The organism is Leptolyngbya boryana PCC 6306, assembly GCF_000353285.1.
Taxonomy (GTDB): Bacteria; Cyanobacteriota; Cyanobacteriia; order Leptolyngbyales; family Leptolyngbyaceae; genus Leptolyngbya; species Leptolyngbya boryana.
Genome location: NZ_KB731324.1, coordinates 18,577 through 33,947 on the forward strand (window position 1 = coordinate 18,577; position 15,371 = coordinate 33,947).

At 48.4% G+C, this 15,371-nt stretch carries 18 protein-coding genes and 4 pseudogenes; 4 read left to right on the forward strand and 18 right to left on the reverse strand.

Translation table 11 applies throughout. From position 1 onward, the window contains the following. Positions 1 to 95 (forward strand): annotated as a pseudogene (locus LEPBO_RS42100) (IS1 family transposase); the annotation flags it as partial. Positions 96 to 106: 11 nt separating this feature from the next. Here LEPBO_RS42100 and LEPBO_RS43820 read toward each other — a convergent pair. Continuing rightward, positions 107 to 672, reverse strand: a pseudogene (locus LEPBO_RS43820) (IS1 family transposase); the annotation flags it as partial. Between the two features lie 98 nt (positions 673 to 770). Here LEPBO_RS43820 and LEPBO_RS35630 point away from each other — a divergent pair. After that, positions 771 to 1,343, forward strand: a complete 573-nt coding sequence (locus LEPBO_RS35630; RefSeq protein WP_263970844.1) for an SDR family oxidoreductase — start codon at positions 771 to 773, stop codon at positions 1,341 to 1,343. Positions 1,344 to 1,365: 22 nt separating this feature from the next. On the opposite strand, the gene LEPBO_RS44245 is transcribed toward LEPBO_RS35630, so the two are convergent. The 13 genes from LEPBO_RS44245 to LEPBO_RS0100175 all read right to left on the reverse strand — a co-directional run bounded on the left by LEPBO_RS44245 (position 1,366) and on the right by LEPBO_RS0100175 (position 11,354). Next, a complete protein-coding gene (locus LEPBO_RS44245; RefSeq protein ID WP_017285485.1) occupies positions 1,366 to 1,515 on the reverse strand; it encodes a hypothetical protein in 150 nt (49 codons plus the stop codon). A gap of 66 nt (positions 1,516 to 1,581) precedes the next feature. Continuing rightward, positions 1,582 to 1,983, reverse strand: coding sequence for a RidA family protein (locus tag LEPBO_RS0100120; RefSeq protein ID WP_017285486.1), 402 nt, complete (start codon positions 1,981 to 1,983; stop codon positions 1,582 to 1,584). Positions 1,984 to 2,209: 226 nt separating this feature from the next. After that, positions 2,210 to 2,518 carry a hypothetical protein gene (locus tag LEPBO_RS0100125; protein WP_017285487.1) on the reverse strand — a complete coding sequence of 103 codons (309 nt, stop codon included), beginning with the start codon at positions 2,516 to 2,518 and terminating at the stop codon, positions 2,210 to 2,212. Positions 2,519 to 2,625: 107 nt separating this feature from the next. Next, the gene (locus LEPBO_RS0100130; RefSeq protein ID WP_017285488.1) at positions 2,626 to 3,321 is read right to left on the reverse strand and encodes a stage II sporulation protein M; all 696 of its coding nucleotides are present in this window, start codon (positions 3,319 to 3,321) and stop codon (positions 2,626 to 2,628) included. Positions 3,322 to 3,374: 53 nt separating this feature from the next. Continuing rightward, the gene (locus tag LEPBO_RS0100135) at positions 3,375 to 4,166 is read right to left on the reverse strand and encodes a CPBP family intramembrane glutamic endopeptidase (protein ID WP_017285489.1); all 792 of its coding nucleotides are present in this window, start codon (positions 4,164 to 4,166) and stop codon (positions 3,375 to 3,377) included. Positions 4,167 to 4,194: 28 nt separating this feature from the next. Beyond that, positions 4,195 to 4,917 (reverse strand): CPBP family intramembrane glutamic endopeptidase, encoded by a 723-nt coding sequence (locus tag LEPBO_RS0100140; protein ID WP_017285490.1) that lies wholly within the window; start codon positions 4,915 to 4,917, stop codon positions 4,195 to 4,197. A 35-nt stretch (positions 4,918 to 4,952) separates the two neighbouring features. Next, positions 4,953 to 5,915 carry a CPBP family intramembrane glutamic endopeptidase gene (locus tag LEPBO_RS0100145; protein WP_017285491.1) on the reverse strand — a complete coding sequence of 321 codons (963 nt, stop codon included), beginning with the start codon at positions 5,913 to 5,915 and terminating at the stop codon, positions 4,953 to 4,955. Between the two features lie 51 nt (positions 5,916 to 5,966). Beyond that, a complete protein-coding gene (locus LEPBO_RS0100150; protein WP_026148303.1) occupies positions 5,967 to 6,254 on the reverse strand; it encodes a hypothetical protein in 288 nt (95 codons plus the stop codon). A gap of 47 nt (positions 6,255 to 6,301) precedes the next feature. Then, entirely contained in the window at positions 6,302 to 6,760 is a 459-nt protein-coding gene (locus LEPBO_RS0100155) for a peptidoglycan-binding domain-containing protein (RefSeq protein ID WP_197693300.1), read from the reverse strand. 65 nt (positions 6,761 to 6,825) lie between these two features. Then, positions 6,826 to 7,383: a DsbA family protein gene (locus LEPBO_RS0100160; RefSeq protein ID WP_017285494.1), complete on the reverse strand. Its 558-nt coding sequence runs from the start codon at positions 7,381 to 7,383 to the stop codon at positions 6,826 to 6,828. Positions 7,384 to 7,485: 102 nt separating this feature from the next. Continuing rightward, positions 7,486 to 8,166: a GOLPH3/VPS74 family protein gene (locus LEPBO_RS0100165; protein ID WP_026148305.1), complete on the reverse strand. Its 681-nt coding sequence runs from the start codon at positions 8,164 to 8,166 to the stop codon at positions 7,486 to 7,488. 271 nt (positions 8,167 to 8,437) lie between these two features. After that, positions 8,438 to 9,061 carry a response regulator gene (locus tag LEPBO_RS0100170; RefSeq protein WP_017285496.1) on the reverse strand — a complete coding sequence of 208 codons (624 nt, stop codon included), beginning with the start codon at positions 9,059 to 9,061 and terminating at the stop codon, positions 8,438 to 8,440. A gap of 7 nt (positions 9,062 to 9,068) precedes the next feature. Then, entirely contained in the window at positions 9,069 to 11,354 is a 2,286-nt protein-coding gene (locus LEPBO_RS0100175; RefSeq protein ID WP_017285497.1) for a PAS domain S-box protein, read from the reverse strand. 542 nt (positions 11,355 to 11,896) lie between these two features. On the opposite strand from LEPBO_RS0100175, the gene LEPBO_RS42735 reads away from it, so the two are divergent. Then, positions 11,897 to 12,055: a hypothetical protein gene (locus LEPBO_RS42735; protein WP_154660816.1), complete on the forward strand. Its 159-nt coding sequence runs from the start codon at positions 11,897 to 11,899 to the stop codon at positions 12,053 to 12,055. Between the two features lie 163 nt (positions 12,056 to 12,218). Here the strand turns inward: LEPBO_RS42735 and LEPBO_RS0100185 are convergent, their stop codons facing one another. The 3 genes and pseudogenes from LEPBO_RS0100185 to LEPBO_RS41525 form a co-directional block, all read right to left on the reverse strand. Continuing rightward, positions 12,219 to 12,959, reverse strand: coding sequence for a MerR family transcriptional regulator (locus LEPBO_RS0100185; RefSeq protein WP_017285499.1), 741 nt, complete (start codon positions 12,957 to 12,959; stop codon positions 12,219 to 12,221). A 29-nt stretch (positions 12,960 to 12,988) separates the two neighbouring features. After that, entirely contained in the window at positions 12,989 to 13,432 is a 444-nt protein-coding gene (locus LEPBO_RS35635) for a nucleotidyltransferase domain-containing protein (protein ID WP_017285500.1), read from the reverse strand. A gap of 146 nt (positions 13,433 to 13,578) precedes the next feature. Beyond that, positions 13,579 to 14,453, reverse strand: a pseudogene (locus LEPBO_RS41525) (IS630 family transposase); the annotation flags it as partial. A gap of 175 nt (positions 14,454 to 14,628) precedes the next feature. Here LEPBO_RS41525 and LEPBO_RS0100205 point away from each other — a divergent pair. Then, entirely contained in the window at positions 14,629 to 15,150 is a 522-nt protein-coding gene (locus LEPBO_RS0100205) for a hypothetical protein (RefSeq protein ID WP_017285503.1), read from the forward strand. 24 nt (positions 15,151 to 15,174) lie between these two features. On the opposite strand, the pseudogene LEPBO_RS42105 reads toward LEPBO_RS0100205, so the two are convergent. Next, a pseudogene (locus tag LEPBO_RS42105) lies at positions 15,175 to 15,318 on the reverse strand (IS3-like element ISAcma13 family transposase); the annotation flags it as partial. Positions 15,319 to 15,371 lie beyond the last annotated feature (53 nt).

Below are 15,371 nucleotides of genomic sequence, written 5' to 3' on the forward strand. Positions count from 1 at the left end.
TGCGAAAACCCTTGTCTTTCTCCAAGAAGGTGGACAATCACATTGGAACGATCTGGTACTTCATTCATCACTACAATGCATCCTTACCTGTTTAGGACTACCTCCGATTGGTCAAACCACTCTCCTTGCCAACCGCCCGATGCCGTTTACTGGGGAAAACTGCTGCATAAGCTGCCCAGAAGTCGGTATAGCAGATGGCACATTGTCGGTAGACTGGCGGCAAAGATTGCCACAAGGCTTTAGCTCCCGCTTCTGAACGGTTTCCGATATGCACCCCCACAATTTCCCGTGTCTTTGCATCTATCGCCAGCCAAACCCACTGCTTGTTCCCTCGGTGGGAAACGAACGACCACAACTCGTCGCACTGGATCGTTAATCGCCCCTTTTTTTAGCGCTCACGCTCACTCGTCGCGGCACAGTCACATATTTAGCGTTCACGTAGCGTTGCAGCCATAACTCAGACACCCCGGTGACTCTCGCAATTCCTGCTAACGACAGGCGTTCCAAGATCAGCTTATCAATCAAGTCTTTGGTCGCCTGGTCAATCAGTTTGTTCTGCGGGTCTTGCACGAACTGTCGTCCACAGTCCCGACAGCGATAGTTCTGTTTGCCGTTATGGATTCTGCCATTTTTGACCGTGTGTTTTGACTCGCAACTTGGACAAGAAAGCATGACTGCGACACCAGGAAAACCTAAACATCAGCTTTCATTTTATCCTTACCTGTTTAGGACTACCTGGAGCAGAACATTTTGCCGAGTTTGATAACCCCATTTGGGAAGTTGATTTAGACCGGGGATTACGCCTGTTACGATCGGCGATTGAGACTCATCTCATTACCAGTCACTTTGCCCTGCCACTGCTGATCCAGAAGCCAGGAGGATTCGTCGTTGAACTCACCGATGGCACAGCAGATTACAACAATCAGCACTATCGGCAAGCCTTAATTTATGATGTCGCAAAGAATGCAATTATTCGGATGGCGTGGGCATTAGCGCAAGAGCTTCAACCGCATGGCTGCACAGCAGTGTGCCTGACTCCCGGTTGGTTGCGATCGGAAATGATGCTGGATAGTTTTGGTGTGAGTGAAGCGAACTGGCAGGATGCGGCAGTCAAGGAACCGCACTTCATCGTTTCCGAAACACCCCACTTTGTTGGACGTGCCGTTGCTCATCTGGCAGTTGATCCGGAGGTCGCCCGTTGGAATGGTCAATCGCTTTCCAGTGGTCAACTTGCCAAGGTGTATGGTTTTACTGATTTGGATGGTTCTCAACCGGATGCTTGGCGTTACATTCAGGAGGTAACAGAAATGGGCAAACCTGCTGATGCAACTGGATACCGATGAGATCAGCACTTACTCTGATTCTCTAAGGTGGGCGATCGCCCGAACACGGTTCCAGAACGTCTAGTGCATCAGGATCGTTGTCGTCGGTGCAGAACGACAAAAATCTTTCATAGTTGCCTTGGGCGATCGCCGCGTTTGCCGCTTCTAAGATGGCTTTACTGTTGTTTGACATCTAAATTTTTCCTCTGTTCAAGTGGATACTTTAACGGAGCCGCCTCTGCTGCCACTGATACGAAACTCATGGAACAATTGCAGTAACGCGGATTTCAATTCGCATCGTTGGAAGTCCAAGAGCCGCGACTCCTACCTGTGTCCAAATTGGGGCATGGTTGGGCATGTAATGGCGATATAGCCTGACCATCACATCGTTAACCTCTGGGGGCAACCCGCCAACATGGTAAGAATTGACGTGGACAACGTGCTCCCAACCCGCCCCGGCAGTTGCCAGGGTTTGCTCCACGTTCCGAAACGCCTGAGCAATCTCGTCCGCGAGCGATTCAGGAATTTGTAGGTTGTCATTCCAGCCACCTTGACCGGATGTCTCTACGCGATCGCCAATCTTTACCGCTTGCGAGTAATGCAAGTTATTCAGCATGTATTCCCCATAGCCGGGGGTAACAAAAAACTCGGGCTTATTCATGGTGTGACTTGTTCTGATTGAGATACTAATGTTCAGGATTTACTTGCCATGTAATCACAATGATTTCTGCAAGTATTAAGACGGCTAATAGCCACGAAAACGCTTGTAACATGGCTTCCATCGTCCAGTTCTGACTCTCAAGCGCGATCGCCGTCAGGCAAACTCCAAGCGCTAGATACAGGAAAGTAAACCAGGTAGATCATTTCATTACTTTCTCCGATGAAGCTTATTCTCTGTACCAGACACGCACACATTGAAAGCAATTGATTGCAAGACCCTGGCTGATCATCACTGGGTGGAAAGCATTACTGGTCGTCACTCCGTAGACATCATCACTGGTGCCTTCGATGCGATCGGGTAAAACAACGGTTTCAACATTGATTACCTGTATCGTTGTACTTTCGATCCACTGATTTACAGTACTAACAACATCAGAGAAGGATTCATAATCGGAAGCTCCGCCGAAGGGTCCCCGTTCAGTAATTCGAGGCGCAAAATCTTTGTACTTAATCAAAGCCACTTCATCTTGTCTCATTCTGCTTCTCCTGTTTTAATCAAGACCGACTTTCAGCCCAAAATCACACTGCGAACAGTCTGTAAAACCCTTCACAGTAAAGTTTTGTGGGCAGTATCACCTACTGGCTACAACAACCATTGGGTCAGCGGAGGAACCAGGTAGCGCAGCGAGAACGCCTCCCAGATCGCGCCGACGATGAACAGTGGGAGCGTGGACAGACTCAGCCAACCGAACTGTTGCAGCCCACGGACGTAACCCTGACGATGGTTCCGAGTGCCGATGGTGGCGGGGCGAACCCAAGACCGACCCAGGATATATGCGCCAAACATCAGGAGGGCGTAAGCTTGGAATTCGATGAGTATTGTCAGCGAGTGCGGGATCAGTGCCACCGCCATCATCTTGGTAGTCGGAGCCATTGCTAAACCCAGAGTGAACGTCTTATACGCAAACATGGCGATACCAGCAAAGGGAACGATCAGCGAAGGGAGCACGATCCACAGCGCGCCGGTCGTGAGGTTGACTCCCAGGATAGTCAGCGAGAACAGCCAGGGGTTATTGAATAGCGATCGGACAAGAGCCGCCGTTCCGTTGTCTTCCAGGATGGCTGCCTGAGTTGCGCTCAGGTTGGGGAAGACCATCGCCACTACCAACCCGATGATGACTAAGCCATACACAATGGCGTTGATAGTGAGGTAGGCGCGAAAATTAGTGCCAATGATCTGAAAGGGTTTGCGAAGAAATCGCCGAAGCGGGTCTTTGGCACTAGGAGTAAGCGATCGTTGTGGAGACTGGTCTTTGGTGGCGATCGTTTTGCGTGACATGTTTTAGCTCCAATATTGGGTGATGGCTACAGTGATGCTTGCCAGCAAAAAGCTTAGGCAGATCTTGCCAGCAAAAGGCTAAGAGCAAAGGAAAAGGCATGAAAGCTGACATGGGATAACATCGCAGCCTCAAGCGAGTATTGCCAAAAGAGCCAACCAAACGCAATGCCAGCAATCCCATTGAGTAATATCGCTCGGATAATCACAACTGGAGTGAGGGGAACGATCGCGGCAGTCGCTGGCAGGTGTAGCAGTCCAAATACCAACGCGGCTAGAACGATCGCACCTTGATAAATTCCTTGACTTGGCAGCGTAACGCCTTGTTTTAGACCTTTCCACGCGATCCAAACAAGCAGCGACATTAAACCCCAACGCATCAAAATTTCCTCAGTGATGCCGCCATAGAACATTGCTGTGAGCAAATTCAACCAACTTCGTTCTGTATTATTGGCTGCCCGTAGTGCTTCAGGTAGGGCAGGTTGCATCAACCGATCGAGCAACAAGAGAACGAGCGCTGCCGCTGCGCCCACACCCAAACTCCACTTCATCTCAACAGCAAAAGATAGAGACTTAGTGGTATGAAACACCCAATGATCAACCAAATGGGAGCGTAATCCAACACGGTAGGCACAACCAATGCCGATCAGAATGCTGATTGCCAGTAGAACTGAATACTGTAGTCCTTGCAAAAGCATTAAAATCCACAATGGAGGCACTTTTTCGATTGTTTCTGGAGACAGTTTCGCTAACTGTTGCTCGATTAAAGGAATAGACGTGACCGTAAACATCACAATTCCCACACTGCCCAATACAAATAAAATCCCGAATTGTTTCAGAATTGCCATTGGTTTAATCTCCAGATGATCTGTCCTATTAGTTCATGCCAGCAATTATCATCACCGGGATTGTAGGCAAATTGAAAACGACGTGAACAACGACAGCAGTCCAAATTGATCCGCTATGGCGGAAGATCTCGGCAGTAGCGAGACCAGCCACTATAGCTGCGGGAAAGACAATGTTGATGCCATGAACAAGGGCAAAGATCAGGGTGCTACCCACAACCCCAATGAAAGGACCATAGCGCAGCAGCGCGTTGGTGACGACCCCCCGAAAGAGCAACTCCTCGCCGAGGGGCGTGACGATTCCAAGGAAAAATGTTGCTAAAACCAAAGATAGTACTCCGCCGCTACCGCCCTCTGCGTACACACTCTGGACACTGTTATTGTTCCCGGTGATCTGAATCCAACCCAGAACAGCCAGCCCTTTGAGTACGAAGGCAACCAGTCCGACTCCGATCGCGATGAGTAACCAGCGCTTAGAGACCGGACGCAAACCAAAGGCGTTCAGGGAACGAATCCGCAGTAGCACTGCTGCTGCAAATCCGGCAATTCCAGCGATACCAGAGAGCGCGGTGAAGACCAGTCCGTAAACCACGGGGTTAAGACCGAGCCGCTTGAGTTGCGAGCCAATCCCGATTCCCACGATCGCGAAGACGACAAGACCGACGGCGATTTCAGACCAACCCGGACGGGAGGCACGGTTTGGTGCGATCGCGGCAGGGGTCTTTTGTGGGTGGTTAGAAGACACTTTGGACATGGTGATGAACTCCTTTGATCGAGTTGCTGATGGGTTCAGGAATCGACGGGTTCGGCTGCCTTGTCACGCTTGAACACCTTGTAAGCGATCGCCAGGAAGACGGGAATCAGCACGAGAGAGGTGATGTCGTAGAATCTTGCGTGGTACTCACTGATGCTGAATAGAGCTGGCGCGGAGAAGAAGCTTCCAGACCAGTTGAACAAGAGAAAATACGCGATGTTGTTGGCAAAGTGTGCGCCGATCGCAAGCTCGGTCGTGCCGTCGATCAATGAAACGATCGCATACAGCAGACCCGTGCCGACGAAGATTCCGACGAACATCCCGATCCAGCCACCCTCCTGTGACTCTGGGTTAGTGGCGTGCGGCAGGGTGAAGATCACGGCTGAGACGATCGCCAGAAACACACGGTTCGACCAGATTAGGCTTGCACCCTGCACAATGTACCCGCGAAAGAAAAGCTCCTCGGTGGTCGTCTGGATTGCAGTGAGGATTAGCGCGATCGGTACAAAGAGCGCGAACGTCTTGAGGTCGGAGTTGAAAGAGAAGCTATCGGGGTAGAGGAGGTACTGCCCCAACCCGCCGAGCAGTACCCAGGGCACAAATCCAGCCACGAAGCCGTGACCGACGCGCCGCCAACTGATCTGCTTCCGCGCCGTGATCAGCGTCCGGGGATGGCGCTGGTGGATGAGGGTGACGGCGATGAGAATTCCTGCGAGGAACACCGGAAAACCCGCCATGGACACGACGAAGCCCCCCACAGGACCAAACGCCGCGAAATCCAGCCGACCAAGCGCTGCGGCACCCTCTTTGCCGCCGAGCGCCAGCGCGACAAGCGCACTGGCAAGGTTGGCGACGACCATCCATGCAAAGAGGATAATCATCAGCCCCAGAACATACCGCCACCACCGATACTTACCCCACCCAGCAGCCTCGACGTAAGTCGCGTCTTTCACTTCCGTTCCGATTCTCGGCGTTCCTTTGGTTGCTTTGAATCTCATCTTTGTCTCCTTAACTTTTGTGTGGATGTAGTGCCTGGATCTGACCGCTAGTTACGTGGGAGAACGCTTACACTGAATTGCTTTCACATTTCGTAGATAGCTCAACTCAGGCTCAAAATCTGTAGGACAGAAAGCATACACAATGTCCTGAGGTTGGCTAATGACTAAACGGTAAGCGGGTGGAATTCCTTCAGAACTTTCAATCACTTCAATTCTGGGAATCACCTGTGGACTAATTTGAGCCAGAGATGGGAAACTGAACAGCAACAATAGGCTGACCAATATTGTTGCTGAAATAACTCGCGGGGATTGTTGAAGCCTGGACAGAATCTTATTCATTAGAAGTATCCTTATGAGTTTTTTCGGAAGTTTTTCTGAATGATTAATTAGGATTTCCAGGGAAGCGGCGATCGATAGGGATTCTCCCGCATATCCAGCACTTCCCAAGTCATAGGGTTGACCTGTCCTGTGACGGAGATGTCGTAGCGTTGTTGTAAATCTCTCACCGCAGACTCTGTAATCGCACCAAATACACCATCAACAGCAGCACCATTGGGAGTTCCTAACCTGACTCCGGCAGCATGCAAAAAACCATTATCCGAGAGAATTTGCTGCAACATTTGTACCTCTCTACCGCGATCGCCCCGTCTTAGGGTTGGCAACGACAGATCCGTGTAGGCGGTTGCAACGAGAATAGGAGATTGTTGCGGTGGAGGGGTGGCGATCGCTGGGTGCGTTCGTGAACTCCCAATCACTCCTGTCACCGTGATGATTGATAGAGTAGTTTTAGCAAATATCGCAGTGATTCTAGAAGTTAATCGTCGTATTGTGGTTAATTGCATCATCTTTCTCCTATTTGTCGCTATGAATGATTTGCATCGTGTAAGCGAACCTGTTTTGAGGGTATTCCTTAATGACTTGCAGCAATCATAGCTGTCGTCAATTCTGTCATTTTCCAGCGTCTGGTATAGCGAATGTTGTTGATAAATAGGGCTGGAGCCGTTTTTACTCCACTGTGTATTCCACCTTCGATATCTTCATTGATGCGATCGATATGGACATGTTTAGACAAGTCTTTGAGAAACTGCGGAATATCAAGCTCCAAATCGTTGGCGTATTCTAGAAGGTAGCCGTTCTCTAACTTCTGTTGATGAACAAATAAAGTATCGTGCATTGACCAAAACTGTCCCTGGGCAGCGGCGGCTTCAGCAACTTCGGCGGCTCGTTGAGCATGAGGATGAATCTGTGTTTGCGGAAAATGACGGAAGACAAAGCATAAATAATCTTCTCCAAGAGAAGCACTATGCTCTTGTTTGAGCCGTTTAATCAGCTTGTAAGCGTCCGCACTTTTAGGGTCTTGATAGTCTCCATACATCACCAACATAACCTTTGCACTCAGCACACCTTGCATCCAATCTTGGGTTGAAGGAGGGACAAGTAAGGGACTGTAACTACTATCGTCGTTCATTTTTCTACGTTTGCATCCAGCAGAACACTCTGGACAAGTCTGACAGAAAAGCTTTCCTGTCAAATTTTCCCGGGCTATCGTTCTATAAAACTCCTAACGATTTCATCTGACATTGACTGCACCCAGAGTCGCGGCTGTTTGAACGGTGAAAATTGCTTTTGAAACTGCTTTGCCGACCAACTCCCCTTCTGCGATCGCCTTAATTCGCGATCGTGCTTCAGGACGTTCTTCAGGCGTGAACACCGCATCGGTCAGGTGAGAGGCTTGCATCAAACTAATCAATGCTGCCATTCGAGAATTCAGTCCAATGCCTTCTAATACGGCTGCACGAACTTGCTGGACAATCTCGCGTTGAATGGATTCATCGGTGAGAAAATATCGCTGCGTTGGGAACAGTCCAAAAATGCGTTGCTCTTGTCGTTCTAAAACACCTAAATCAACTAAGTTTTGCAACACAATCGTTTGAATGCCCAGGTATCTTCGTCTCCAGCGAGTCACCCAGAACCTTGCAGTTCGAGGACGAGACGATGCTAGGACTTCACTGAGGCGTTGATCTAAGAATTCATTGCCTGTATTGCCTGCGGTTCCTGCGGAGTTGCGCAAAGCGCTAACCGCACCGATCACACGATTATCGTTGTCGATCTCAAGTTTGCCTTGCAGTACTAAGTCTAGTAATAAAGAACCAACCAAGCCATAATCGAGCGCAGAGTACCAAGAGAAGCGAGTTTTCCCAGTTTGAGGATTGAGTGCAAGAAGAATTAAGTCCTGTGAAAGATATTGCATGATGAATTCCTTTCGCATTGAGCAATTGTTATAGCTCAGTAACAGCAGCATCGAATCGTGTTGGATCTATAGTGATGAAAGTAGAGATCCTAGATTTATCTTTTGACTGCATGACAGTTTGCATACATTCAATATAGGAAATTGCTTTCAGTCCGTCGTCTACAGTGGGTTAAATTTTTTACAGTACAAATTGATATAGTAACTCTGCGATCGCAAAGTAGAAGACTGGTTATAACTTAAGTTAGAATCCGAATTCGATCGAAAGTACACTCTACAAACTGACAATGCCGCGTTTAACGGCAACAATCACAGCTTGAGTGCGATCGCCCACATCTAACTTATTCAAAATCCGATTCACATGAGATTTAACCGTACCTTCCCCAATACTCAAAGCAGTGGCAATCTCAGCATTACTCATTCCCTGAGCCAGTAAGCGGAGTACTTCTAGCTCTCTTTCACTCAGTTCTGGATTGCTGAGGCGTTGTGCTAACTTTGCGCCCACATCAGGCGGAATATACTGCTGACCCCGATGAACGGTGCGAATCGCATTCAGAAGCTCGTCCGGTTCAGTTTCTTTCAACAGATACCCTTTGGCTCCTGCCTGCAATCCCCGATAAATATCTTCGTCACTATCATAGGTGGTCAGCACAATAATCCGAGCGGATTTAGCGATCGCACAAATTGCAGTAATGGCGGCAACTCCTTCCATTTCTGGCATTCGCAGATCCATCAGCGTGACATCCGGTTGATGTTCCTCAAATAGCGCGATCGCCTGTTCCCCATTTTCCGCTTGGGCAATCACGTTCATATCTGGATCACGGTTAATAATTGTGGCTAATCCTTGCCGAAAAATGGCATGATCGTCTGCAATCAGAACCCGAATGGCTTGATTCATCGTGTTGCTACTCCCGATTAACGGTGACAATCATCTGCGTTCCCTGTCCAGGTTGACTCCTAATTGTGAGTTGTGCGCCGATGCGCTCTGCCCGTTCGCTCATGCCGAGTAAGCCAAACCCCTTAGAGGAGGGAATGCTACCGACTCCAAAGCCCTGCCCATTGTCTTTCACGCGCAAGCAAAATTGATCGCGATCGTAGACTAGCTCCACTCGGATTTCGTCAGCGTTGGCGTGCTTGATCGCATTGGTTAATGCTTCCTGCCCAATTCGCAGTAGGTTACTCTCTACTTCAGTTGATAGAGTATACGCTGTCCCCTTGACTTCATAATACAAAGTGGTATCGTTTGCAGCCGCTCTGATTTGAGTTACGAGACGATGTAGAGCGTTCTGTAGACTGCCTTCTTCTAAAAGCTGAGGACGGAGTGCAACGACCGATCGCCGTGCTTCAGTCAGTCCAGTTCGCGCCAATTCTTTGATCAGGTCTAGGTGCGCCTGGGTTGCTTCTACATCATCCGTTAGCACCTGGTTTGCCGCTCCGACTTGAGCCAGAATGCCTGTAAACGACTGAGCAAGGGTGTCGTGAATCTCGCGTGCCATACGGTTGCGTTCTTCCAGAATCGAGGTGGCTTCTGCTTGCTTTTGCGGCGTAATATCTCGCGCCAACCAAATCACCTGCTCATGCCGAATCGGGGAAATGCGAGCCGAAAACCAGATTTCTCGTCCAGCTATCCACTGACTGTATTCAACTGTAAGTACTTGTTGAGTTCTCAACACCTGCTGAATATAACTCAGGAATTCATCAGCTTGTTCCCTGTCATAGAGTCGATGCAGTGTCTTACCAATATACTCCTCCCGATATAACTCTCCATAGGACGGATTCCCTTTGATTGCACAGATCAATTGCCCCTCACCATTGAAGATACACATTGGATCGGGAATGGCTGAAAAGAGCGATCGCAGTTCTGCTTCAGAGGCTTGCAACGCGACTTCTGCCTGTTTACGATCGCTAATATCCGCAATCACTCCTTCGATGTAGTCATCCCCTGTATTCAGATAAGAAGAGAAAAGCCCCCAAAAGACTGTCCCATCTCGTTTTCGCATCTGTGCTTCATAGCTTCGCACTTCCCCATCCCGCTTCATCACCTCGATGCCTTGTTGGCGATCTCTGAGATTGACCCAGTAGCCTGTAGTGTGTTCAATCCCAATCATCTCCTGGGGTGAATCAAAGCCAAACAGATCGGCAAAGCGTTGATTAGCATCGAGAATTAATCCATCACCGATACGAGTACGGTAGATACCAACCTGCGAGTTTGCAAAGATGTTGCGGAACTTGGCTTCACTGCGTTGTAATGCCTCTTCTGCTTGTCTACGCTGAGTGGTGTCATTGCCCACCGATAAGATTTCAACGACATCTCCCTGGTCATTAAAAATAGCTTGATTCGACCAGACCATCCAAATGCGCCGACCGTCTCGACACAGGTTTTCACCCTCGCCTTGCGGGTACGATTTGGGATTGCGAAGTAAATCATGGACAAAGGGTTTAACATCGCGTCCAGAGATTTCGATGTCTGGAATGATGGTTTCAAATAAGGTTCGCCCTAAAATCTGATGTTCTTCATAGCCCAGAAGTTTTATCCCATAATCATTGATGTAGCGAATCCGTCCTTGCGGATCATAGCGAATGATGACCGAATTCGCGGTTTGTAGCAGGTTGCGATAATTTGCTTCACTTTGTCGTAATGCGTCTTCTGTTCGTTCGCGATCGATGATCTCCTGCTGTAGAGCTTGAGTTTGTTCTTCTAGTTTCCTTTCCAGTGTTTCGGCATAGTTTGCTAACCGTTCATACCGCCGAGTATTTTCTAGTGAAATTGTTGCTTGAGCTATCAACAGTTCAAGGATTTGTAAGCGATCGCGGGTAAACACTCCGGTACTGAGATTGTTCTCTAGATAAAGGATGCCGATCAGCTGACGTTGCTGAAGAATTGGCATACACAGGAGAGATCGCGTCTGGTGGTGTTGGATGTAAGGAGCAGTTGAAAAAGACAATTCGGTGACTGCATCATCAAGCACTAAAGTTTCTTGAGTGCGTTCTACCGAGTGAATGACGGAGACAGGAATCGTTGCACAATCAGCAACAGCAAGCTTTTCCAGGTCACACTGTCTATTTCCGCTGCATTGAGCGACTACAATGAGTTGATCCTCTTCCAAGAGAATCAGAGCGCCCCTTTCGGCTCCTGCATATTCGATCACCCCCTGCATCAATGTGGCTGTTAATTGCTCAAGATGGATCATTAAATGCTCCTCCGACGAAGGACTGTTAGCCACCTCCCAAAGTATATCGCTTGACAAAATCCAGAAAATTAAGCTTCTGGACGAATTTTTTGAAGGTTTTCCAATGGTTGCATTAAAGCCTTGAATGATGAGATATAGTTTGTCAGATTCTTAAGCCATTAGCGAACCTACTTGGAGATTATCCCAGTGAGGCGTTTGAACTGTTGTGTCAGATGGCTTTAACTAAAGAAACCAACTTATAAGCCGATGCCTACGTCAACATCTCTCTAACAGGAGGAATTTTGCCAATCTGTAAGCAGATCATTCATCAAGGGCTGCTGTTGTCTCAGTCTAACTGATGTTTTGAGAGAGACAAATGTGGTAACACCGATGTCAGCAAGCAGGGCATGAGTTTGCCAGAAACTTTATCCATTCTCACGCAGTTTCCGACGAGTTCGATACGATCGATAAAGCAGCAATTTTTAAGACTCAAGCGATCACTACCAGGATTTGAACTTCAGGACCACAATTAATCGACAACCTCAAATGCGGAGGAATCAGTGATGGGAAATTCACAACGTAGCATGGGTGCGAGTATTGCTTTGGGTTTATCGATTGGAGTTGCAATTGGATTAATCGTAGAAAATCTTGTTTTTGGAATCGGCATTGGTTTAGCTGTTGCGATCGCTCTTAATCTTGTGCTTGAGCAAAGTAAAAGATAAATCTCAACAGAGGCATAATATGTCTTTTGCCATTGGACTGAGCCTCATTACCCACCTGTTTTTTCCCGTTGCTGGTTTAGTTGGGCTGTGGCGAGGAAATGAACTCAGCGCTCTTAATGCCCTATAGTGGGAGATCGCAAGCAAATCAGACCGCCCACTTCTATCACTCGGATTGCTCCAGAGCAGATCTAGCCCTAGCCAAATATTCCATCATCGCTGCATCGACCATTCCTCGACTAACCACTTCAGGCTGCTCCTGTTGCCACATCCGGTTTAAGGCTTGTTCAACTCCAGGATCACCTCCTGTAAACGCTTGGATTAATTCAATTGATCGTCGCGCTAGAGCTTTAACGGGTGCGGCGGTTAGATCAGTCCCTTTCGCCATCTCTACTTGGACTTGATCAAATAAATCTTGCCAGTCAGCTTGAACTTGCTGAATCCGTTCTTCGCCTAATGATTCCTGACGTTGCCGAAGGGATTTCAATTGTTCAGGGGTGTAATATCGTTCCAACATATTCATTGCCTCAATGGTTTGGATGACTGCTTCCACAGATACGGTTTGCATCGAACCCACCGCTTGAGCGATCGCGTCCAGTCGATTGAGCAATTTTTGAGAAAGTTCAATTTGCTCACGCAGGCGGGCAGTATGGAGTTGAATAATGTGATCGAAGGAAAAACTGTGTTGCTCTAGGCACTCACGAATTTCTTCGAGGGAGAAGCCAATTTGCCGCAGCGATACGATTTGCTGCAAGCGAATGATGTCTTCCCTGTCATACAGTCGATAACCTGCTTCAGTGCGATGAGAGGGCGAAAGTAAGCCGATTTCGTCATAGTAATGTAACGTCCGTACCGAGACCCCAGTTTGTTTTGCGAGATCACCGACCTTGAGTGCAACTGATTGCATCTTCCCCTCCTGACCTAGTCCAGACAACCTTAAGCTGTGAATGCATCTATGGTAAGAACCTCACGCTCCGTCAGGGTCAAGGGGTGAAGCCAAAAAGTTTTGAACTGCTCATGTAAGTTTTGTGTTGCAGTTTCACCAAACGATTCTCTGGCAAGTGCAAAACTCGAAAAATCTTTGGGTCGCCACTCGCTCTGTGGAACTTCTTCAATGTAGTAAAAATAATCCCAGAGAATGGCTGCCCAACTGGTGCAGCGTAGCATCCTACCTCCAAGACTTCCTGTGGGTTCGGATGGGCAGGTTCCCGGAGGTAAGCCTTCAAGCTCATAGCTCTCTTCAACGCGAATACAGGGTTCACAGTCCAGGAGAATGCCCTGCATTTCTGCCAGAAAACCGTAGGAGGTTTGTTCTGTAATGACACCACCAAGGGAGTGTAGTAACGCCAGAAACTCAGTAATGCGATCGCCTGGATACACAATATCAATATCCTTATGCTCACGGGTGATGCGATTTAATTTGGCATCGGTGACTTCGGCTCACGCGAAGCGTGTTCGCCCAGCCACCCTGCAACCACAATGGCAGATTTATCTGATCTGCTGCCGAAAATATAGCCCGACCTAAGTACGTTAGGACTATCTCTAAAAGCGACATCGACACAGTCGCGAAAGGTCTCAAATTCATCCCAGCGTTGCCGCATCCAATTCTTCAGCACAAACCACCATCGCTCGATTTTGTTCAAGTCTGGTGAATAGGGCGGTAGATACCAGAGTTCACACTCAGCTTGCGCCACAATTTCATCCATGGCTTGGGAGCGATGGAAACTGGCATTGTCAATGATAATCACACTGCCCGGTTGCAGTTTTGGTAGTAGACAGGTCTCTAGCCACACCTCAAACAAGTCTCGGTTGCATGAGCCAGAAAACGTCATTGGCGCAAATAACTTGCCTTGCTTGAGCGCGGCAATCCAACTGACGCGCTCAGTGCGCTTACCGGACTTGAGGGCATCACAGCGTTGCCCAAGCTTGCTGTAGCCATAGGGATACTCGTCCCGATTGTCGATGCCTGCTTCATCAACGTAAACAAGTTCAGCATCCATTTTGGTCTTTAATCGTTCCTCGAACTCAACCCGCTTGAGTTCATCCCGTTCGCGATAGACGTACGTCTTTTTTTTCGACTCATGCCCAGCTTTTTGATCGCTGCACTCATATTTTGCTGCGTCACCCCGTCGCCCCATAACTTTGCCATTTCTGCTTGTGTCTTGCCGTTATGCTGGACAACAAGGGCTTCAAAGCGTTCCCAATCCGTGATTTTATGCCGACAGCCTTGCTGGAAGTTCGTAATCGCTTGGCAGTCTCCGGTCTCCTGTTCGCGTTTGACCCAGAGGTCGAGCGTATTGCGACTGATATGGAACATCTTACTGACATCGGTTTTCTGTTCTCCGCGCTTGACCGCAGCAACGGCTTTGCGGCGCAAGTCTTCACTGTAAGGAGCAGGCATCGGCAGGTCTCAATCACGCTTTCTACCCCTAACTACAAGTCCTAATGTAGCTTGGTAGGGCTATATTGTCATCTAACAAGCGTCCTTGATGCGGTAGTGGGATCAAGAAGGCAGAGTAAAACCACAGCGACTCCTTGCCAATCATCCTCAAACGATCGCAGCAACCTCCACAGAATTGCTGACGAAATTAGATCTCGAAAAAGCAACTTGTCGAGATTGCCGTTGGCACGAGCCTGAACCTGAAGGGAATCAGTACGGGGTCTGGTGTGGATTTTACAAAGATACGCTGAGTCTCGATCGCATTCACGAAATGCCGCTGCGCTGTAATCAATATCGACACGAAAGCAATGCTGATCCCCTTCCACCTGCCCGCACAGAACTTCCGGTTGAAACTTCCATTCTTCCGATTCCACAGCGCCCTTTTACAAAAGTGGCAATAATTCCACCCGATTTAAGATCAGATTTACGAAATCAGAGTTCTGATTTTAGCGAGGAGCAAGGTTCAGCAACGATGCCTATTCAGCTTGATCTGGACTATTGGCTTCAGCAGATCGAAGCACTTCCAGATGAAACGCTGCAAGTCTTGGAGGAGAAACTTAAGCAAATTGCGGCTGCGATCGCTCGCCGTAAGCAAATCTCTCAATGTCAAGAATGTGAAATGCCCCCTTCAATTCAGACAGAAGCACAAACAATATAAGCATAACGACTTTCTACCACATTTCTACTTCTGTTGTTCATTCCATTTCTGCTCGTATTCATCAGGAGTTAAAGAACCCAACGGTGAATGTATTCTCTTCTTCATGTACACGTCCTCCAAAAATTGCTCGATCTGCCCATACGCTTCCGTGAAATTTTGGGTGGTGCTACAGAAGTAATGATTTGTTGTAGGCATGAACAAAGTACCAAATTGCACCAATA